The organism is Fibrobacter sp. (genome assembly GCA_024398965.1).
Lineage (GTDB): Bacteria > Fibrobacterota > Fibrobacteria > Fibrobacterales > Fibrobacteraceae > Fibrobacter.
Map to the genome: position 1 here is coordinate 1 of JAKSIF010000005.1, position 24,537 is coordinate 24,537.

At 45.5% G+C, this 24,537-nt stretch carries 4 protein-coding genes; all 4 read right to left on the reverse strand.

Features of this window, described 5'->3' with window-relative positions; genetic code table 11:
* Positions 1-19,145, reverse strand: a 19,145-nt coding sequence (locus MJZ26_03400) for an InlB B-repeat-containing protein (protein ID MCQ2104818.1), incomplete at its 3' end; no start/stop codon positions are given.
* Positions 19,146-19,445: 300 nt separating this feature from the next.
* A complete protein-coding gene (locus tag MJZ26_03405; protein ID MCQ2104819.1) occupies positions 19,446-21,593 on the reverse strand; it encodes a family 43 glycosylhydrolase in 2,148 nt (715 codons plus the stop codon).
* Between the two features lie 232 nt (positions 21,594-21,825).
* The gene (locus MJZ26_03410; protein ID MCQ2104820.1) at positions 21,826-22,605 is read right to left on the reverse strand and encodes a mechanosensitive ion channel family protein; all 780 of its coding nucleotides are present in this window, start codon (positions 22,603-22,605) and stop codon (positions 21,826-21,828) included.
* A 140-nt stretch (positions 22,606-22,745) separates the two neighbouring features.
* Positions 22,746-24,119 (reverse strand): anaerobic C4-dicarboxylate transporter, encoded by a 1,374-nt coding sequence (locus MJZ26_03415; protein MCQ2104821.1) that lies wholly within the window; start codon positions 24,117-24,119, stop codon positions 22,746-22,748.
* Positions 24,120-24,537 lie beyond the last annotated feature (418 nt).

The window sequence follows — 24,537 nt, forward strand, 5'->3', positions numbered from 1 at the left end:
CCATTGACGAGGCCGACAATGGATACGGTGAGTTCTGGGTCGGCGCTGCCGTAGGTCTTGCTCTTGGCTTCGGCGGACACTACGACTGGCTTCTTGCCGATCGTGAACTCGGCGGACTGTTCACCGCTGAAGTTGCCCTTACCGGTTACCTTCACGGTGTAGGTGCCGGATGCTGTCCATGCGCCTTCGCCCCAGTCGATGGTGTAGTCGGCATCGGCGACCAAGGCTGTATCGCTTACGGTAAGCGTTACGCTAGGCTTCTGTTCGGTGCCGTTGTAGGTCACGTCTGCGGAGAGTGTGATTTCTGGGATTGTTGCAGTTGTAATTGTGAAGTCGGCGGCATTGTAGGTGATGCTGTAGCTACCCTGTTCGGAAGCTCCGGACGGGGTGATTGCGTAGATGCCGACATTTTCACCGGAAGCACGGCCGACTGTGTAGGAGATTGTCTCATCCTTGACGAGACCTTCGACAGTTGCAGTAAGGGTCGGGTCGGTGGTACCGAAGACCTTGCCGGCTGCGACGGCGGTAACGGTTACTGCCTTTCTGCCGATCGTGAACTCGGCGGTCTGTTCGCCGCTGAAGTTGCCCTGGCCCTTAACCTTGACGGTGTAGGTGCCGGCATTCGTCCATGCGCCTTCGCCCCAGTCGATGGTGTAGTCGGCATCGGCGACAAGTGCATTGCCGTTGAAGGTGACTGTTACGACCGGCTTCTGTTCTTCACCGTTGTAGGTTGCACCAGTTGCGGAGAGCGCGATTTCAGGAATCTTTGCTTGTGCAATCGTAAACTCTGCCGTTGCAGAACCGCCCACGTAGTTGGAGGTTTCTGCTACAGTTGCCTTGACCACATAGGTGCCGGCGGTAAAAGGCTTGACAGAGCTCCAGTCGCTTTCAACGTAGTCGCCAGTCTTCTTGACTGCATAAGTGATTGAAGGTTCACTTTCCGCGGCGAAGTCGGCAGTTACAGTCGGGCTTGTGGCAGTTTCGCCATAGGTCCAGTCGGACATCGCTACGGTAACATCGTTCTGGGTTGCCTTGGCGATAGTATACGTTGCTGTTTTAGTTCCGGTGTAATTGCCTTGACCGACCACAGTTACTGTGTAGGAACCGGCGTTCACAAAACCAGTCTTGTCCCAAGTTACAACGTAATCCTTGTCTTCGCTAGCGATTAGAACTGCGGTTTCATTAATTGAGCTCTTTACGGTTAGTGTAGGCGTCTGGGCAAGACCGTTATAGATCTTGTTTTCAGAGAGGGCAATCTGGATTGCTGCAGGAGCAATGGTAAATTCTGCAGTTGCGAATCCGCCCACATAGTTGGCGGTTTCCTTCACGGTTGCCCTCACAACGTAGGTGCCTGCATTTACAGGAACTGTTGCAGACCAGTCTTCGGTACCCTTCTTGACGTAGGTAATGGCGGGTTCGCCTTCAGCCTTGAAGGTTGCGTTCGTCACGGGAGACTTTTCTGCGGAGCCAGTGTAGGTCCAGCCGTCCATTGCCACGGTGACTTCGTTGGTCTGGTTCTGAGTAATGGTAAAGGATGCAGGAACGTAGGTCACATGGTAGTTGTCCTGGTTTTCAGCACCGGTCAATGTTACTGCATAAGTTCCAACGTTTTCACCGGCTTCACGGACGATGGTGAAGTCGATCAGGGTCCTTGCTTCGCCATTAACAAGACCCTTGATTTCGGTGGTGAGAGTATCCGGGTCGGCTGTATTGTACTGCTTGGTCAGAGCATCCGCAGTGACAGTGACTTCAGCACGGTCGATGATGAACGTACCGTTCTTCACCGTAATGGCGTAGTTGCTGTTGTCGGTGTAGCTTACGACAAGGGAATCTGTGTAAGTACCTGCGCTCTGGCCTACACCACTACGGCTGTAGGAGACTATTCCAAGGTCGGATGCATTCACGAGCCCAACGACGGTACCGGTAAATTCAGGATCCTCATTGCCATAGGTCTTGCTTGCGTTAGCAACGGTGATGGTGACAGCCTTCTTGTTGATATTGAACTCGGCGGTCTGTTCGCCACTGAAGTTGCCCTTACCGGTTACCTTGACGGTGTATGTTCCAACGTCAGTCCAGTTGCCTTCGCCCCAGTCGATGGTATAGTCTGTGCCTGCGACAAGTGCATTGCCATTGAAGGTGACTGTTACGACCGGCTTCTGTTCTTCACCGTTGTAGGTTGCACCAGTTGCGGAGAGCGCGATTTCAGGAATCTTTGCTTGTGCAATCGTAAACTCTGCCGTTGCAGAACCGCCCACGTAGTTGGAGGTTTCTGCTACAGTTGCCTTGACCACATAGGTGCCGGCGGTAAAAGGCTTGACAGAGCTCCAGTCGCTTTCAACGTAGTCGCCAGTCTTCTTGACTGCATAAGTGATTGAAGGTTCACTTTCCGCGGCGAAGTCGGCAGTTACAGTCGGGCTTGTGGCAGTTTCGCCATAGGTCCAGTCGGACATCGCTACGGTAACATCGTTCTGGGTTGCCTTGGCGATAGTATACGTTGCTATTTCAGTTCCTTTGTAGTTGTTCTTGCCAGATACGGTTACAGTATAGGAACCGGCGTTCACGAAACCAGTCTTGTCCCAAGTTACAACGTAATCCTTGTCTTCGCCAGCGATTAGAACTGCGGATTCATCAATTGTGCTCTTTACGGTTAGTGTAGGCGTCAGGGCAAGACCGTTATAGGTCTTGTTTTCAGAGAGGGCGATCTGGATTGCTGCAGGAGCAATGGTAAATTCTGCTGTTGCGGAACCGCCCACGTAATTGGCTGTTTCGGCTACAGTTGCCTTGACCACATAAGTGCCGGCAGTAGAAGGCTTGATGGAACTCCAGTCGCTTTCGGCGTAGTCACCGGACTTCTTGACTGCATAAGTGATTGAAGGTTCGCCATCCGCATGGAAGACTGCGTTAGGATCAGGATCCTTGGCTGTTTCGCCATAGGTCCAGCCAGCCATTGTAATAGTAACAGCATTTTCTGGAGCCTGCTTAATCTTGTAGGTTCTTTCAATTTCACCAGTGTAGTTACCCATACCGGTTACAGTTACGACATAGTCGGCAGCATCCTTGAACTCTGTCTTGCCAGCCTTATTCCAGGAAACTGTATAATCCGTGTTTTCAACAAGAACAGTATTTCCACCATTTACGGTTTCACCGCTCTTCACGGTAACGGTAGGTTCCTGAACTGCACCCGTATAGTCCACGTCAGCTGAAATTGCCACCTGTATTGCAGCAGGGGCAATTATATAAGTCGTTGTTTTTGTTCCAGTATAATTGTTTATACCTGTCACAGAAACCGTATATGTTCCTGCAGCAACAAATTCACTTTCCGCATTCCATGCGAATGTTTCACCCTTCGGGTTCTTCCATTCCACAGTATAGTCAGAACCTTCCGTCATCACAACTTCATTATTCTTTGTATTCTTGACGGTCAATGTAGGTGCCTGACGTTCTGCAGTGTAAACAACATTTGCAGAAACCGCGATTTCTATCGAAGCAAGCTCAATGGTAAATTCATCTATTGCGAACTTACCTTCATAATTAGCCGTTGCATCAACAATAGCCTTCACAACGTAGGTGCCAGCGCTAGAAGGCTTGGTGGCACTCCAATCCTCGTCAACATAGCTTCCTTCAGATTTTTTTACTGCATAGACAATTGATTCGTCGCCATCAACCCACGGGCTCTTTGTAACGACTGGTTCCTTTGCGGTTTCTCCGTAGAACCACCCCTCCATAGCAACGGTCAGTTCCGGAGTATTCTTCTTAATCTCGTAAGTTTGAGATTTTCTTCCAGCATAGTTACCAACACCATCAACCGTCAAAGTATAGACAGCAACGTCCTTGAATTCGGATTTTCCTGCCTTATCCCATGTTACGGTATAATCATCATCTGGACCTTCAGTCAATGTAAGGCCACTGACTTCACTCTTGACATAGAACGAAGGATTCTGAACTGTCTTATTGTAAAGAACTTCTGTCGGATCCATTACAATCTGGATCGGAGCAGCTTCAATCTTGAAGATGGCGGTATCAACGGCACCTACATAATTGCGCGTTTCAGCAACAGTAGCTCTTACAGTATATATTCCCACGTATTGCGGTTTTTCGGTACTCCAAGAACCAACGCTATAAACCCCTTCATTCTCAGTTACTGTAGCGTATTCAATTACAGGTTCGTTTTCACCATGGAACTTGACGATTGTTGTATCAAAGGTCGGTTTCGTGAAATTACCTGGAGAATTTTCAGTTTGACCAAAAGTCCAGCCATCCATGGAAACTTCAATGCTGTTCTCAGGAGATTTTGTTACAGTCAAAGTTGCAGGTACGTAAGATACACTGTAGTTACCCTGGGATGCTTCGCCGCTCGGGGTGATGGTATATACCCCAACGACTTCGCCTTCAGATGTACGAGCCTTATCACGAACGATGCTGTAGCTGATCTTGCTTTCGGGGTCGTTTCTCTTCAGACCGTCAATTTTCACAGTCAGTTCAGGATCAGCAATACCATACACCTTTTCCTTTACCTCTGCGGTTACGACAACCGGTGCATGGGTAATAGAGAATTCAGCGGTTTTATAAGAAACTTTGTAGTTTCCTTGAATTTCATCCCCCATCGGCGTGATGGTGTATTTATTGACATTTTCACCTTCAGCACGAGAAACAGTATACTTAATCAATTCTGCGGCATGCTCTTTTTCATTTTCTACAACATCAGCAATAGTAGCAGTAAGTGTAGGATCATCATCACCGTAAACCTTTGTATTTGCAACAGCGGTCACTGTTACAGGAGCGTAATCTATGGTATAGCTAGCTGTTACCCTGGTTCCACTATAGTTACCCGTACCAGAGGCAGACTTGTCCTTACCCGTCACAGAAATGGTATAAACACCAGCATGTTTAAACCAGTCTTCATCAGCCAAGGTTGAGTCTTTGCCGTTATACTTGTAGCTCCAAGAAATCACATAATCATCCGTAGATTCAACAGACGGAGCATCTCCAGTCACAAGAACCTGATTATGCTTACTATTCTTAAGTGTTACCGTTGGAATTTGTTTATCTCCATTGTACACATTCTTTTCAGTAAGAACAATCTGGATCGGAGCTTGCTCAATAATATATTTAGCAGTCTTCGTACCTGTATAGTTACCCTGACCGGTTACAGTAACAGTGTAAGTATCTGCGTCGGTAAATCCATCCTTATCCCATGCTACAGTGTAGTCCTTGTCTTCACCTTCAACAAGTGCATTTTCTCCCCTCTTCTCGGTTACGGTTACAGTAGGAGCATGCTTGTTGCCGTCATAGTAAACGGAAGGCATAGCGGAAATAGTTGCATACTTTGCAACATCGGCACGGTTGATTGTATACACCTTAGTTGCGGTTGTTCCGTTGTAGTTATCCGTATCTTCAACAGTAGCCATTACAACGTAGGTTCCTTGATTTACAGGAGCTGTAGTAGACCAATCTCCATCCACATATTTTTCGGCAACATAGCCTTCATCACCAGCTTTCTTGACTGCATATTGGATGACCGGTTCCACAGACTTCTTAAAACGAACGCTAGTCTTAGGAGCGTAGGTCTTGCCATCGTAATCCCAGTTGTCATTTAAGGTAATGGTTACCACATTACCCATAAACTTTTCAATGGTAAAGGTATTCTCTGCTTCGACTGCACTGTAGTTATTAGTATTCTTAACAGATGCCTTTACAGTATACGAACCAGCATCCACAGGAATCTTGTCCGTCCAAACTTCAGAACCGTCCTTCTTATACTGATAAGTCGGTTCACCTTCGGCATGGAATTTTACATTAATGCCGTCTTCAGGCTGTTTAAATGTTGGAACAGGATTCTTATCGGCCTTGCCGCTATAAACCCAGCCTTCCATTGCCACGGACAGCGTATTATGTTCATCCTTGGTAATGGTAAAGTCGTTAGGGACATAGGCTACGGTATAGTTGCCCTGATCCTTGTTTCCAGTCGGATTGATCTTGTAGGTTCCTACATTTTCGCCAACATCACGCGGCAAAGTGTAGGATATCAAATTTTCAGATTCGCCATTCACAAGGCCCTTTACAGTCGCCGTGAATGTTGGATCCTTAACACCATAAACCTTTGTATTAGCAACAGCAGTCACTGTTACAGGAGCAGGTTTAATGACGTAGGTCAGCGTCTGGGTACCAGTGTAATTTCCCTTACCCTTTACGGTAATGGTATAGGTCTTGACATTTGTGAAACTAGAGTCGTTCCAGCTTGCATCATAAGCGTTTGCATCACTAGTCACATCAAGTTTTTCACCGATAGTGCTATTAACCGTATGTGTCGGAATAACATGTGCAAGGCCTGTATAGGTGCCTTCAGATGCAGACAAGGCTATCTTGATCGGAGCCTGGCTAATGGTAAATTCAGCGGTCTTTTCAGCATAATTGTAGTTGTCCGTATTGGCAACGGAAGCCTTTACCACATAGGATCCTGCATTAACAGGTTTGTCAGCGCTCCAATCAGAAGACCCCTTCTTTGCATAAGTAATAGTCGGTTCTTCTGCGGCACCAAAATCCGTACTCTTTACAGGGGCTTTGGCAGCTTCGCCATAAGTCCAGCCCGCCATAGTTACAGTAATCTTAGGATCGGCCTTCTTGATTGTGTAAGTTGCAGTCACCGATACAGTATCGGTGTATTCTGAATTTTCCTTACCCCTAACCGTTACAGTGTATGTACCAGCATCGATAAAGCCATCCTTATCCCAGGTAGCTACGTAATTTGCTTCGGAAACATTTCCGTCAACGCTCTTCACTGTAATTGTCGGTGCAATTGCAGAACCTGTATAAATCGGATCAGCAGAAAGAACAACAGCAGTCACATTTTTCTTCCACTTGGCCCTGATAGTGATGTTTTCTGCAGGAATCTTTGCTGGAATTTCAGTATCCCAACCATCGAAAGAATAATTCGTTCTTGTTGGGGACTTCGGCGCGGTCACGTCGGAATTATAGTCCTGCTCAATGACAACAGTATTCTTGCCGTCAATGTTACCGCCTGTGCAATCAAAGGTTATGGTATACTGGTTAATATTCCAACCAGCCAGGTAAACGATATTCGTTGGTGCAGTACCGTTTACAGGCAAAGCTTCGTGAACTGCATTGAAGTCTGCAACTTTGACAGGACTAAATGTATAGGCATTCCATTCATTAAAGGTATAACCAATTTTAGAAGGTTTGCTACCATCTGCAGCAGCCTTCACCTTGGCAAGGACCTTAGAAGGAGTCTTCAAGTCCGGAACATGGATTTCAATGGTCTTGACCTGGTCACCGTTAGCATAGGTCGTATCATTCTTTTCATAAGCAACAACTACGGACGTCAACTTAACAGTACTCTTGAAGTTGGCAATGAACGGAGTTGTCTTATTTGTAATCTTACCCGACAAAGTTCTCGCTGTATTACAGGAAATATCCGGTTCCGGAGTCCAGCAGGCAAATGTATAGGTAGAATCCCTATCTTCCGCCTTTTGTGGATGATCACTGAATTCCCTTACAATGGCAGCGTAGATTTCATCGACCGTACCATCGGTAGGCACATTCACATTTTCATGCAATGTACTTGCGATTTGTACCTTCACCTTGGTCTGCGGGCGGTCACTTTCCTTGAAAATCGGCAAATAACGATCCAACTCGCCAACGGAGCCATTCTTATTCCAAGTATCCGTAAAGGCATAGTCATGATCAAGGGTAGATGCCTTCGCAGGTTTAATCTTTTTGTCCGAGAAATGATGATTAATTGCAGTATTGATTTCTGCATCAGTAACTTTATTATCGTTTGGAACACTAATTGTATCATTAGTGCCATTTGCTACAGCAACAACATACTTCTGTGCACGAGCTGTAGAGTCAAAGACAGGAATATAGATGTCATCGTCAAATTCCTTCCAATGAGAAATCGTGACATCCTCCCTTATCACAAAGCGGTAATCATGGGTCAAGGAAGATGCCTGTTTAGGATCAATCCTTAAAGTATCAAGAATTTTAAGGCTTATGGCCTCATCAATTTCCTCGATCTTTCCATCTGCAGGTACCTTTGCTGACTGGTTCGTATTGTTAACGACAACCGTAACCGTCTTCTGCGTTCTTACACTGGAATCAAAGTTCGGAGTGTACTTGCCACCAGCTAAAGTCCAAGTTTCATTAAACTTGAAGTTTTCAGTTAATGTAGAAGCCTTGATTGGAACAATTTTCTTTCCGTCAAAGTTCTTTCCGTCAAAGTAGCGATTGATTGCTGCATAGATTTCAGCATCGGAACCGTCCTCAGGAACATAAATATCTGTGTATTCCTTATCAACGGCATCCCTACTTGTAACTACAGCCGTAACGGTAATCTGCGGACGGTCACTTTCGTTGAAGTTCGGTTCATACTTGCCATTATCATTCAATATCCAAGAGCTATTGAATTTGTAATCAATATCAAGAGTAGAAGCCTTGATCGGTGTAATAGATCTGTCTTCAAAATACTTGTTAAGAGAAGCCTGAATTTCTTCTTCCGTTACATGCTCGTCACTAGGAATTGTTACTGTCGTATAATCATTACCATTGACAACTGCAATTACGTTTCTGGTATCACGAGAATCAACCTTGAAGTTCGGCGTATACTTTCCGTCATCACCCTTTGTCCAAGTCTTATTGAAGGTAAACTTTTCCGTAAGTGTGTAGGTTTTCTGCGGAACAATCACAGGATCGTTACTTTCAAGGGCATCATTGATAGCATGTTCAATATCACTATGGTCATCATCATAAGTTACAACCACGAGTTGTTCTTCTGTAATTTCAGAGCCATATTTCGGAATGTACTTGGCAATCACTTTGTAAGGCGTGCCTGTATAGGTAACAGTAATTTCAAGTCCAACAGAGGAATTCATCACGCCATTTACAATGGCAGAATCACTGGTATAATTATCCACCACAGGGCTTGTCACAGAGAAATTTGAAAGGTAAGCAACTTCGCTAACATGATCTTCCGCAACAGTCACACCATTCTTAGCCTTCTTATAATGAATTGTAAGCGGATAGTTCTTAGGTGAATATACAACAGCATATTCAGCATCAGCAATCAATGTTTCTTCAATCACAGACTTGTCAGGAGTGTGGCCTTCCAGTTCCGGAGACGTTACGGAATATTTAGTTCCATAATCCAAGGTTTTTTCGTATGTTTTTGGAGCTTCAGCACCTGTAGTTGTAGAATACACAATTCTCAACACATGGTAGTTCAATGCATACACGGGCTCATATTCAGCATCGCCAGTAACCACCACTGTACGCGGCGAATCAGCAACACCATCCTTCCAATTGGTAAAGAAATGATTGCTCATTTCTGCAGGAGTCAAGGTCAGCACTGTACCATAATCAAATACATATACGCATGTATTAGATTCTTCGTCACAAGATTTCGGTTCTTTCTCAACTCCAGTGCCAATGCTTGCAGAAGCATTTGTCAAGGATATTTCATAGCTATTTGCCTCATAACGAACAGCAACGCTAGAATCCTTACCAGGCATCGTTACAGTAAAGTTTGCAGGGACAGCTCTGTAACCGTCAATGCCGGACGAAGTAAAGTTACGAGTTTCCCCGTACGCCATCACCTCATGAGATTCCTTACGACCTTCGTTAGGCGTGGTATAAACAATTGTCAAGATAAACTTGTCTGGGTTGCTAACAGCTTCATAGCGAACAGCCTTTTCATCAACAGTAACACTACGCTCTTCCTGAGTGACGCCATCGCTCCAACGGGTGAAGTGATGGAATTCTTCCGGAGCTGCCTTCAAAATGACTTCAGTACCATAATCGTATGTGCTATCAGCGCTTGCAGGTTCTGCAACTGCGCCAGCATAGTTTAACTTGTACTTTCTAAGAACTGGCTTGAACTTGGCTACATATTCAAACGGACCAGAAACACTTTCAAGATCAGGATCCCAACCATCAAATTCATAAGAGTATTCTGTGGTAGATTCCTTCACAGGAAGAGTTCCATCATACACAGGAACAGTTCCGTAGTCAACGTCAATTGTCTTTAGATCGGTCTTTCCATTCTTGAATGTAATTGGGTACTTGCGGAGAGTCTTCGTCCAATCCGGGCGGGAAATCCATGACCCATTGATAGAATCTGGTCTGGAATAAAGATTGGTTCCAACCACAAAGGAATAATGGTACTGAACATCGCTCTTCTTTTCGGGAGCATAGCCATTTGCATTCATGTAGGCAGTAATAACGGCAATAGGATCCCTTGCATGGCCTGCTGCCAGTGCACTATCAGGATTCAAGTCTACTCTTCGTATTGTTACATTGGTTGTTTTTTCAGGATTAGCATCTTCATCATAGACAACCTTCACAGTCAATTCACGAACATGATGAGTATAATCAGGAACATACTTGTCTCCTGATTTTTTCCAACCAATAAATTCATGCCAATAATAGGTATCGCTATAGGATTTTGGGGCATTTGTAGGATCTGATTTTTTAATAGCATCTGTAATCATTTGACTAATCTGATCAGCAGAAATGCCTTCAAAAATTTTAACGTCTACAGTAATGGTATCTCCATTAGCATCTACATAAGAAACCTGAACAGTCTTTTCATCTCTCTTAATGTACTTAAATGTCGGTGTAAACACGCTACGGTCTTCATTTATAGACCATTTGTCAAAAACTAGAATGGAATCAAGATATAAAGATTCGTCCGTAGGCTTTGGTGGATAGTAGTAGAGTCGCTTTAAAGCAGAGTCTACCTTCGTAATGGCGTCATTACCTTTATAAACATTCGGGATACCCTCGACTTTATAGGACTTATTTTTTGAACCATCGCTTCCATACTCATAGTATGCAAGAATATCACTTTTATTTGCTGTAAAGTTAACGACTTCACGAACATCATGAGCAGGCATGTGTTCTGCAGCAACAACCATGCGGTCTACCGTATAATCAACGGTTTTATTTCCAGAAACACCAATCGTGTATTCCACATTATTTCTATCTGTGAACGTTTCATTCACGGAATGTGAGTAAGAATCGCCGAATAAGACTTCTTTATCAACAACAATAATACGTCCTTCATATGAACCACTTGTGGTATACTGACCGCGCAACGGGCCATCCTTCAGCACATACACAATCTGCAACTTGTAGGAATTACGTGTATAGGAACCAGTGATTTCAATGTCTTCGTCAGGCATCTTGTACGGCAAAAGCGATTCCCAGCCACCAAAGGTATGACCTTCTTCAACCATCTTGTCGTTAGTCATCTCTGCAAGTTGAGAGTCATCTCTTAAAACCTTGCCATATTCACGTTCAAAAGTATAGACCTTGTCGGTAAAGTATTCGCCAGTAACTTTGTAGACAATCTTATGCTTGTTGACGTTATAGGTGACCGTAACACTAACATCCTGATCACGCATGGTTCCAGAAACGACCGGTTTATCAGCTGTGTAACCTTCAATTTTAGGGCTTTCTACGCTATAGGTTTCTCCATTCTTTACATACTGATAAACATTCTCCATAGGAATCGTAACACCTTCTGGAGCCACATAAGTGATAGTCAGTTTGTGGAAATTCTTATCCGTTTCTGTTTCATAAATGGTGCCATAAGATGTTTCGTAAGTAGCGTCACCCTTCACCACGACCTTTCTCGGATTATCGTAAATAGGCTTAGCCTCGCTTCCATCCTTCCAGCTTACGAAATGTTCATCACTATTTTCAGGAATATCGGCAAGCAAGGAAAGCTGTGTGCCATAAGGGAATATGTATACGCAACCGTTTTCATCACAGGATTCAGCATCCTTCTTTATACCACCTACAGAAACGGTAGCACCCTTCAAGGTAATTGTATAGTCGTTTGCGGTCCAAACAGCCTTGAGTGTCAAGTTCTTTGTAGGCATGTATTCTACACCGGCAGGAATCCAGGAGGTAAGAGTATGACCTTCCATAGACACCTTTGTCGGGTATGTAATTCGAGCACCATTTGTTACCTGGCCTGCAGAGTAGTTCACTCCTGCGACACCTTCGGCAACACCACCATCAAAATCCCAGACCAACTGGTACTTGACCTTGGTACCATCTTCAAAAACAGCATTTACAGTAATGTTTTCTGCAGGCATTTTTGCAGGGAGAAGCGGCTCCCAGCCAACAAAATTATAGATAGAAGTCAAGTCGGCTTTCTTTTCCGGAACTCGGTCAGAAACAAATTTGGGTTCCGCACCATAGCGGAAAGATGCAACCTGGAAATTTACGCCTTCCGATTTGAAGGTTACAGTGTATTCATTACGATCATAATAGACATTGACTGTTGTAGATCCGTCCGCAGCAATGGCAACAGCCTTGGACTTTGTTTCATTAAGAGAAAAGCCCTCATAGCCCTTAAATCCGGCAGGTTCAAGAATTGTCATAGAACCCGTAGGACCTTCAGAAACCTGAGCCTTGTCTTCATCCAAAGTATAACCATCATCGTTTACATTTTGGAAATAGCGAGCAATTTTGTATTCAGTCGTTTCATGTGGAGCCCACTTGGCATAAAGCTTGAAGGGCTTTGCAGGCATCGTGCTGAAAGTATACTTGTTGACGAGAGCCTTTTCTGCATACCAGCCATCAAATACATAACCTCTCTTTGTCGGCGTAGTTGGCGGAGTCACAGCGGAGCCATAAGGATGTTCGCTAGAGGCAATGCCATCGCCACCATTCAATTCGTAGGTAATTGTATAGACGTTAACAGTCCATGTGGCTGTTAACGAAATGTTTTCTGCAGGCATGGTTTCTGGAAGTGTCGGTTCCCAATCCTTAAATGTATGGCCAACCTTTGTAGGAGCCTTAGGAGCTTCAATGGCAGAACCAAAATCCTGAGTAATTGGAGAAACAGCAGATCCATCACTTACAAAGGTAATGGTATACTGTTTAACCTTCCACTTGGCATAAACGGTAATGTTTTCTGCAGGCATTTTATTGAAGACATAAACAGTCTTCAAGTCGCTATCCGCATACCAGCCAGCAAAGGTATAACCAGTCTTGGAAGGGTCTTCGGCAGGCTTTACTACGGCGCTATTGTAATCCTGAACAATTTTTTCGACAGAAGTTCCGCCATTGGTTTCAAAGGCAATTTCATACTGCTTGATTTCCCACTTTGCATACACCGTAATATTTTCGGCAGGCATCGTCGCAAAGCTATAAGCGTTATTCAACGCTTCATCACTATACCAGCCAACAAACTCGTAGCCAGTCTTTGTGGGAGCTGTAGGAACCTTGAGTATAGAATTAAACGGCTGCTTAACATCGGCAACTGCGGAACCACCATTGCTGTTGAACTTAATGGTAAAGTCATCCACATTCCACTTGGCATAGACAATAATGTCTTCCATTGGAATCGTGGTAAACGTGTAAGCCTTTGTAAACCTGGTATCTGCATACCAGCCGGCAAAACTATAGCCGGTCTTTGTTGGAGAGCCAAGTGCAGGAACTGCGTTGCCATAAGGCCCAGTAATAGCATTAACGGGATTTTCATCACCATCTACTAAAGTACCGCCATTCAAGTTCAAGGAAATAGTACGTTCACTGCCCACCCACTTTGCATAAACAGTTACATCTTCAGCAGGCATCTTGTTAAAGACAAACGGATTTTCCAGGGCTTCATCGCTGTACCAGCCGGCAAATACATAGCCCTTCTTTGTAGGAGCAACAGGAGCAGAAATTGCAGCATCGCAGTCTTTTACAATGGGCTGAATAACGTTTCCGCCATTGGTATTAAAGGTAATGGTCGCCTGATTTACCGTCCAGGAAGCGGTCAGCGTAATGTTTTCAGCAGGCATGGTTGCAGGTGCAGCAGGAACCCAACCGGCAAAGGTATAACCTGGCCTAGAAGCATTAGGAACGCTTACTGCAGCGCCATATTCAGCAACAACATTTTCTAGAGATTCGCCACCATTGGTATTCAAAGTAATTGTATAGGAATTTGCGGTATAATTTACCGTTACATCCACATTTTCATTATCCATCGTTCCCGAAACAGCAGAAGGATCTGCGGTATAACCAACCATGGAAGGAGAAGGAATGGAATACACTTCACCGACTTCAAAAGTCTTTACAACCTTGGCAGGTGCTGTAGCGCCCTCAGGAACATTGTATGTAATAGTCAAGATATGGGTGTTGATTGCACTATCAGCAGCGAAGGTAGCATCACCAGTAACAATGACTGTACGACTTTCCGAAGCAAATCCATCGCTCCATTTTGTAAAGTGATGCGGAGCTTTAACCGCCTGGGTCAAAGTCAACGTGGTGCCGTATGCATACTTACCGTCTTCACCGGCTGCAGGAGTTGCCGTAGCACTAACAAGTTCAATAGCAAAACGCTTTGGAGTATAGTTTACAGTCACATTCTCATCAGCATCAGGCATTGTACCGGATACAGTTTCCCTATCAACGGTATAGCCTTCAATTGCTGGAGAAGCAACGGAATACATTTCACCGACTTCAAAAGTTTTAACAACCTTAGCAGGTGCAGTAACGCCTGCAGGAGTCTTATAGGTAATAGTCAAGACATGGGTATTTACAGCTCCTTCTGCTGTGTAGGATACATCACCAGTAACAATAACTGTGCGGTTTTCTGCAGTAGCGCCATCACTCCACTTGATAAAGTGATTAGGAGCAGCAATATTCTGGGTCAAAGTCAACGTGGTGCCGTATGCATACTTGCCGTCTTCACCGGCAGCAGGCGTTACGTTCGCACCAGTCACAATAATGGTATAACGATTTAAAGTTTCATTAAATTCAGCAACATATTCGGCATTGCCTGTTACGGTGGCAGCAATTGCCGGGCTCCAGCCCTTGAAAGAATAGGAGTATTTATCAGTTGCAGCCTTTGTCGGTTCCGCACCATCGTAGGCAGGGGTTTCATTTCCAACAGCAACTGTTTTTTCCTGAAGAACTACATCTCCATTCTTAAATGTAACCTTGTATGACTCAGGCTCAACATTCGAATAGGAACCTGTTACAACAACATCATGGTTCGGCATCTTTGCCGGAAGGCCACTCCATCCGCTGAAGAAATAGCCATCATGAACAACAGACTTTGTTGTCGGCGTAAGAGCAGAACCATAAGCAACATTCTCCTTTACATCAAAGGATTCGTTGGCAAAATTTTCGCCAACAATCTTGTAAGTCACAGAGAATTTGTTGACTGTATAAGTTACGATCTTATTGACATCGGCGCCAGCCATAGTGCCAGTAATATTTGGCTCATCAGCCGTATAACCTTCAATAACCGGGGATACTACGCTATAATCCTCCCCTACCTTCAGGAACTTTTCTACGGTAACAGGAGTTTCAACGCCATTCGGCACCTTATAAGTAACAGTAAGCTTTTTGGTATTGGCTTCAAATTCAGCAACATATTCTGCATCACCTGTCACCACAACCTTGCGATTTTCGACTGCAATCCCGTCGGACCACTGAGTAAAGCGACTGTTTTCAGGAGCCTCCGGCGTAAGAGTAAGTTCAGTACCATAGGCATACTTACCATCTACAGGATCCTTGTCCGCTGTAGCATTTTTCAAGGTTACCACATACATCGCCGGAGACCATACTGCAGTAAGCAGCAAGTCACTCGCAGGCATGTTCACAACACTTGCAGGATTCCAGACAAATTCGTAACCAGTCTTTGTCACAGATGCTGGATAATCAATCTTAGCACCATTTGTAACTTCGCCCTTAGTGTATTCCCCAGAAACAACACCTCCGTCAAAATTCCAGGTCAAGGTGTACTTCACTGCAGTTTCTGCAAACTTTGCAGAGTATTCCGTAGCACCGGAGATAGCGTCAACAGCAGGTTCCCACCCTTCAAAAACAAAACTCTTTTCTGCAGTTGCAGCCTTTGTCGGCGTAGAGCCAATGTATTCCGGAGTAGCACCAAAGCGCACCTGAGCGGTATAGAGAACCACATCTTCAGCCTTAAATACAGCTTCATAGACGTTGCGATCGCAGTAAACGTTCACGACGGTGGAACCATCTGCAGCAATACGCTTCGTTTCGGACTTTGCAGAATTCAAGGTAAAGCCATCACCGCACTTGTCTTCGTATGCAATTACAGATTCAGTCAAACCATTTACATCAACAGTCTTTGCTTCATCCAGAGTATATTCGCTTCCGCTGACATTCTGGAAATTATACTTAACCTTATAGGCAACTTCGGCAGGATTCCAAATTGCAGTATAGGTCACGTTCTTTGCAGGCATTGCTTTATCTACAGCAGGAGACCAGCCAGCAAATTCATAACCAGTCTTAGTTACTTCTGGCGCGCGCAGTGTGGTCAAATAGGCTACAGGGGTTTCATCAGATGTATAATCCTCCCCAGCAGTTCCCGTAGCAACGCCACCATCAAAATTCCAGGTCAAAACATACTTGTTCGCAATAAACCGACCAGCCAATTTCACATCGCCTTCTGGCATTATGAATGACGCCTCTACTGGAACAAAATTTTCACCATTGACTCGTTTCCATTGATCAAAGCTATATCCTGCATTTGCATCGGGAGCATTAACCAAGGTATACTTATCCCCTGCAGCCACCTTATCTACACGATACAGACGAAGATTTCCAATTTTATCAAAAATGAAATATTCAACGTTAAACTTAGGCTGTTCCTGCCATTTGGCGTAGAAGGTCTTGTCGCCAAAATCCCCCTTCACAATTTCAGTAACAGGTTCACCATTAAAATATGGATTATCGTACCAACCTTCAAAGGTAAAGCCAGTCTTAGAAACACCAACAGGCAATGTTACGGCATTTTCCACATTATAGGTTGTAGAAGCAATTGGAGCAGCACCATTGGTCTCATAAGAAACCGTGTAGTTGATCAGTTCATATTTACCACTAATCACTACAGCTGTAGAAGGCATACTGAACTTACCATTGGATACAGTAACCCCACCCTTCGTGACTTTCCAGCCACCAAACTTGTAGCCGTCCTTCTCTGGAACATCAATCAAGTAATGGGGAGCCTTGGCTTCAACCATCAAAGTCAAATAGTTCGCGGTCTTCCCTGCTGCGCTCGTGGTATCGTATTTCAAGGAATACTTGCCATTTTCACCCCAGTACGGATACAAGGTCAAATCCTTGTTTTCTGCATAGGTCGCACCAAGCTCATAAACCTTGTTACCACCAGCTACAGTAGACCACCCACTCTGGGTATAGCCCGCACGGGTAAACACATCAGAAGACAAGGTATAATCCGCACCGTGAGCCTTTTCACCAGCAGCCACATTGCCAACAACTCCATCGCCACCGGCAAGGTAGCTGATCTTGTAAGTTGCGGCGCGCCACTTGGCATACACAACGACATTGCCAAGTTCATTTTCAGGAATGGAATTTTTTGCAATGGTCTTTTCTTCATCGGCGAACCACCCTTCAAAGACAAAGCCATCCTTCACCGCTGGTTCAAAAAGGATTGTTCCATATTCTTCCGTATATACAGAAGGGTTCAGCTTGCTGTTTACACCCCCATCAAGATGGTAGGTAATCGTGTAGCTAACAGCATTCCACTTGGCGTAGACAGTGGTATTGCCTGTAATTTCAGTTACAAAGCTAAATGGAATATTGTAGAGGTTGCTTGTATACCAGCCGTCAAAGATATAGCCTGCAGCACTAGGCTCTTCCGGCTTAACAGCCCTGGTCCCAGCCTCCACATTCTGTGCAGGGACAAAGCCATGGCCACCCATTTCAAAAGTCAATTTATAGAATGTAGACTTGGTTTCTTTCCAGACTGCATAGACAACCTTAGCCACATCTGCAACCCCAAGGTTAGCCGGCACACCGGCATCGCTTGTCAAAGCCCAGCCCAGGAACTTGTAAGAAGTTCCCTCGTGTTCATAATCCGCTGGGGAAGGTATACTTTCAGAAGAGATCTTGCTACCAAGGTCAAACTTACGAGTCAGGTCCGTCACAGAACCAGGGAACTTGGCAACTTCGCTATTGATATTAAAGGTGATTGTAAGCTGTTCTTTCCATACAGCATAAAGCGTTGTGCCCTTGACAGCATTTCCAAAATCGTTTGATGCTTCAACAGCATTCTTTGTCAAAGCCCAACCAGCAAAGGTAAAGCCTTCCCTTGTCGGTTTTTCAATGCCAGAAGAATAAATGGAAGCGCCAATGCCAAAACCCTTCACAAGACTAGCACTGCCAGAAGAGAATTTACCGCCATTGGCATCAAAGGTCGCAGCAACAAGCGTGGTTGACCCACTAAAGGTAATACCGGAGTTTACAATATTTTCGCCAACACTCCATACAGTTCCGTTTACGTTACATTTGCCACTGGACCAGGTTCCGCCATTAAGAACACAAACCTTATCTGGAGCATTTACATTTACAGTCAAGCCAGAATAGCTCTTTGTTGCAGCATTACCAGAGCCAACAACGCCGCCAACACTACCGCTATTACCGTTATTGTTCAGGGACTTTCCATCGTAAACACTCTGTGTAACAGTACCCTTGTTTTCGCCCACTACACCGCCAATCTTGGCAGACTTACCGTTACTTGCAATAGACACTGTGCTAAGGGCATTCTTCACGGAACCCTTAGTCAAATTACCGACAACGCCACCCACATCCTGATTGTTACCAGAAGTCGTAATGGAACCGGAAGCGTAAGCCTTATCAATAGAACCGTTATTTTCAATTAAGCCAGCAACAACACCCACATTAATCGGATTCAGGGAACTTGCGGCATCACCAGGCTTTGTGGCAGAAATGCTTGCATTTGCCAAAACAATGTTAGAAACAGAACCACCAGAAATAACACCAAATAAACCTACGTTCGTCTGGGTTTCAGAGCCAACAATCTTCAGGTTAGAGATAGGATAACCTTGTCCGTTAAAGGAACCGGAATACTTTTTAGAGCCGTTACCGATCATCGGGAAGTTGCCAGAGCAACTCATGTCAATTGGTGCCGTAACAACAGCATTGGCACTAGTGGACCCGTCATTCACCACTTTAGCAAAGTCGACCATGTCTTGACAAGAGCCAATTTGGTAAACACCATTTACCTTATTCAACGCAGCAGCATTTGACGCGGTAAAAAAGATTACCGCCACAGTAAGAAATAAACTGCGTAGCAAATTAAACTTTTCATAACCAGATGCTTTTCTCATACAAGACATCCTTCTAAAGAATATTCTCGAATAAGATAGAAAGCTTCCTTTAATTCATCAAATCCCCTTTTCTAAAACAACCGCGATATGTAAACCCATATTTACAAAGCAAGAAATTCATCATATTTTTACAAGAATTGGAAAAGAAAAGATTCAAGCATATAAAAAAGACCCGACCTTTTAGGCCGAGTCTTTTAAGTTTGCAGCTGATGCTGAGACATTGCTTACGCGAGGCATGGCTCGCAAAAGAGATTGCTGATGCTGAGACAAGCTCAGCATGACGTAAGAAGGAATCGCGTTTTACTTCACCTTGACGATGTAGTTGCCCTTGGGCAGGTTCGTGAACATCACTTCGGCGCCAGCGCGATCGCTGCGGACAGCCTTGCGATCCATGATCTGACCCATGGAGTTCAGCAGATATACCTGATGGTTGCCTGCGGTATTCAGGCGGACCTGATAATCTCCACCAATACGGTTTACTGTATAACGGGCTGCCATAGGAGCAACAGAAGGAGCAATAGCATCAGAAATGCAATTTTCTGCGTAGCCCGGGGCATTCGGATCTTCGCAACCTTCACCAACAGGTCCTATAATACTTGAACTGGATTCAGCTTTTTCGCTAGAGCTAGATTCAACCTCTTCTTCGCTGGAACTGGACTCCGGCTCAACAGGCTTGGGGGCAATAAACATAATGTTACCCACGGCTACTTCGCCAGAAACTCCAGAGGCTGTGAGGAAGAAGTCCTGGACTCCCTTCTGAGCCTTCATTTCGGAGCATTCAGCAACGGACCAACCGTTTTCGCCAGCCTTAGCTGCACTCAGGTCGCATTCAGAAAGCACTGTTCCAGACTTGGAACCCGCACGCAGAGAAAGTTTGCCGGATCCGTCCTTTACCTGAACAGAAACGTTGGTGCTCTTGATGGAATCGGTAACCACGTTTTCAAAGAGGGCATAGCCACCATCCTTTATGGCAAGCTCATCCTTTTCATTCAAGCGAATACGGATACCGTTATCAAAGCCGTTACCGGGGATGGTATCGCGAATAATGCGGAGGAAGTCGATGCGGTCCAGCTCTGCAAAATTCTCACCATTGGGAACCGGGCTTACATCAATGAAGTTGCCGCCACGCTTTAGCTTGGCAGGAATCATAGCCACAGAAGTTTCTGGGAATTCACCCCAGGCACCTGTTGCAGGAAGTTTCACTTCCTGAGCCTTGCCATTGATAGTCACGCTATGGGTCGCAACTCCAGCACCGCCGTTGGCATAACGATAGCGAAGCAGGTAATCGCCAGCCTGCATAATGTTCATGGGCAAATGAATCTTGGAACCCTTGGTATTGATGTAGCCAAGGTATTCATTGCCGGAAGCCTTGGTTCCACGGGTTACGGCCAAGTCGCCAGAAACAGCGCGTGTCAATACGCCGTGTTCAGCTTCGGCACTCAGATAACGTCCAAGGAAAGGCTGACCCATTTCTGCCCAGTTGTCGTCGGTGAAAACGATGTCGCGGATATGGATGTGGTTGTACTTGTCGCCGGCGTTATCATAGTAATGATGGACAAAGCGGACACGATTCAAGTCCTGGAAGGGTTCGCCACCACCCGGGCCAACATAACGTCCGTAACGTTCAAGAACAATGGTTCCACCGCCGGTTGCCATATTATAGCCTGCACGATCCTTGTAGGGTCCAGTAATCTGGTCGGCTCGGCCATAAGCAGTCTTGTAAGTAGTCTGCTCGATGTTTGCTCCCTGCTGGCAGCATTTATCCCAGGCGGTAAAGAGGAAGTATTGACCATTATGTTCGATAAGGCTAGGGCCTTCTTCGGCGCCACCGCTGGCGGAACTGGTACGGCGGGCGATATTGTAGACAGTCTTATCATCATTCGCCTGCAAGCCTGTAGTAGGATCCAGCTTGATTAGTTGAATGCCAAGGCCAAAGGATCCGAATGCCATCCAGAATTCGCCCTTGGAGGTCTTGATTACATCGGGGTCGATGGCATTATACTTGTCTGTCGCCACCGTATGAAAAACGTGACCGCGATCCTGCCAGCCGTATCCTTCTGTTCCAGGAACGATGGACTTGGATGCTGTATAGCCGATGGCCGAAGTTCGCTTGCCAAAAACAGAGCCGCAATAATAGGCTCGGAATTCACCGTTCATCACATAAAGATCGGGAGCCCACACATCTTCCATGGAGGGGGCGTAAGTGTAAATCCATTGCGGAAACTTGGTCATGGTCTTGCCATGAGCCTTCCAGCTGTAGGCGTCTTCCGAAGTCCAGAGGGACAGCTGATTGTTGGTTGTCATGAGGGCATAGCCGTCCTCATAGCGGATCATGGTAGGATCATGGCCCGGCTGCAAGTTATCCTTTGCATACCAGTCGGCAGCAAGTGCAGATGCGGCCCCCATCGCCAACACACCTGCAAACGAAACTAAATTCCTTTTTTTCATACACATACCCATAAAGACGTTTTTAACGTACCCAACCTACCCAATATAAATATAAACCCCACAAATAATAAAACGGTCACTTCTTGTCCACATTACCATGGATAAAAAGTCCACAGTCATCCAACCTTAAAAAACACGCAAAATTTTAAAATTTCAATGCAATTGGCAGAAAAAAAAGGCTCCGATCTTTTTATTCGGTGCCTCTCTTTTTTCATAATTAAGGATTTTATGTCTACTTTTGGGAAAACTTCGAAGTATCATTTAAAACATGCAGCACACGCTGAGGATAAGGAATCTCGATTCCCTTTTCATCAAACAGACGCTTGACCGCCTCGGTATACTCACGCTTCAGCGCGCCAAATTCGGAAGAACGTACCCACACGTAAACCGATATGGTAACGGCACTATCGTCCAGCCCTGACACAAAGAAGGAAGGCTCCGGATCTCGCATAAAGCGAGTTTCGCCGGCCACCATGTTCCTCAGACTTTCCATCACATGGTCCAAGGACGTGTTGTAGGAAATCCCAACCGTAATTTCCAAACGGCGATAGGGATTCTTGCTGAAATTCACGATAGGAGCTCCCCAAAGGGAGCTATTTGGAGCTGAAACGTACAAACCATCCAGTGTTTCCAGGGTGGTGTTGAAGAGGCCGATCCCTAGAATTTTTCCCTTGATGGAGCCACATTCAATCAAATCCCCCGCCTTGAAGGGGCGAAGGAAAAGGAGGACTATACCAGAAGCGATATTGGAAAGGGTATCCTTAAGGGCAAATCCGATAGCAAGGCTTGCGGCACTGATCATGGCAACAATGCCGGTGGTATTCACACCGAAAATGTTCAAGCACACGATCAACGCAGAGATGTACACTACATACTTGATAAGATCGGTAATCAGGGGAACCGCAGCAGGATCCATCCCCCTCTTGGTCATACGGAGCAGGAATTTTCTAAAGGACCATACAAAGACTTTCACCGCCACAAAGACGAGAAGCACCAAAAGCACTTGCTTCACAATAGGATATTCAATTAAATAATCATGTATTTTTTCCACGGCACCAAATTTAAAAAAAATCAAATACAGCGTCAGTTTATAAAAAAATAACCCGACGAACCGTATTCCATCGGGTTATGAAATGCAATATTTCTCAAAATTTAGAAGAACACCTTCACAATCAGGCTGCCCACGATGGTTGAAACAATGACGCTGGTAAGGCCCGGCAACATAAAGCTGTGATTCAGCAAATACTTACCGATCACCGTTGTGCCGGAACGGTCAAAGTTCACCGTTGCAATGTCGGACGGATAGTTGGGAATGAAGAAGTAACCGTAGACACTGGGAAGCACGCCCAGAAGCACAGCACCTTCGATACCCAGGCTGTAAGCCAGCGGAAGCATGGCCACCACTACGGCGCCCTGGGAGTTGATCAGCACAGAAACGGCGAAGAAAGCAAAAGCAATTGCCCAGGGATAATGCTGCACAATATCCTTTAGACCACCCTGCATCACATCCATGTAGTTGGCGAAGTAGGTATCGGCAAGCCAGGCAATACCGTAAATGGCAACCACAGCCACCATGCCAGACTGCCAAACAGCACCAGCCACAGCCTTCTTGGGCTGAGCCTTGCAGAAAATAATCATGAAGGCGGCTGCAGAAATCATCACAATCTGAATGATGATGTTCATGCCGATAGGCTTCACCTGGGCGACGCCATCTACAATCTTACCTGTAGGAACAACAGGGCGAATATCGTGCCCCGCAATCTGGAACAGAGAGAACATCACAATCACAGCAAGGGCAATAAGGAAGATGTACACGGAACGCTTCGCTTCTTTGGAGACCTTCATGTCCAGCACAGAAGCGGTGTTACCGTACATGTATTCGCGCTGCTGCGGGTCCTTCAGCTTCGCCTGGAACACCGGGTCCTTCTCAAGGTCGAGGCCGCGCTTGTAGCTAACGCCGGCGGCAGCCATCAGGCCGCAAAGGCAAGCGGGAATGGTCACCGCAATCACCTGCAGGTTGTTGATTTCAAAACCGTTGGCATTGGAGATCACTACGAAGGATGCCACCGCAGCCGCAATGGGAGAACAGGTAATGCCCACCTGGGAAGCGACGGATGCCACGGCACAAGGACGCTCCGGACGGATGCCCTTCTTCAGGGAAATGTCGCAGATAATGGGCATCAAGGTGTAAACCACATGGCCGGTACCTACGAGAACCGTAAGGAAGAACGTGCAAAGCGGAGCCAGGAAAATAATCTGGTTGGGATGCTTACGCAAAAGCCTTTCCGCAATCTGGATAAGCCAATCCATACCGCCGGCAGCCTGCATAATACCAGCGCAGGTCACAGCGGCAATGATGATATAAATAACATCGGTAGGCGGCTTACCCGGAGCCATGCCAAAGCCTAGCACCAGAATGGCAAGGCCAATACCAGAAATTGCACCCAAGGCAAGACTGCCGTAACGTGAACCCACGTAAAGGGCAGCCAGCACAATCAACAGCTGAATAATCATCACAGCAGTCATAAGAACTCCTTTTTAAGGAAATCTATCTCAAGATTTTCCAAAAGGGCGATTCTCATAAAAAAATATGATGATTTTTTTATACAAAAAAACAAAGTCTAAGCCCCAGTCTAAACCACAGCCTAAACCAAAGCCCAAATCCAAGTCTAAGCCTCTGCGCCAGAAACAACTTTCACCGCTTGTTAACGATTTCGTTAACTAACAATGGAATTTTTCCGCTAAAAACAAAGGTATTTGTTAACGATTTGATTAACAAGCAAAAAAATCCCTACTTGTCCAGCAGGGGATGACTACCCAAAGTTTTCACCTGAAAACGAAAATACCCTTGGTTGTACCAAGGGTATTTTCTTAGGAGGGTCTTAGGGAAGGCGGGGCCTTCCCTTGTCTAATTAAGTGAGCAAAAAGGACCTGTCTTATCGAC

What these genes read in the sequence shown, in the direction of transcription:
- MJZ26_03415 (MCQ2104821.1), bottom strand. Translation starts at nt 24,119, where the DNA reads ATGACTGCTGTGATGATTATTCAGCTGTTGATTGTGCTGGCTGCCCTT.
- MJZ26_03405 (MCQ2104819.1), bottom strand. Translation starts at nt 21,593, where the DNA reads ATGAAAAAAAGGAATTTAGTTTCGTTTGCAGGTGTGTTGGCGATGGGG.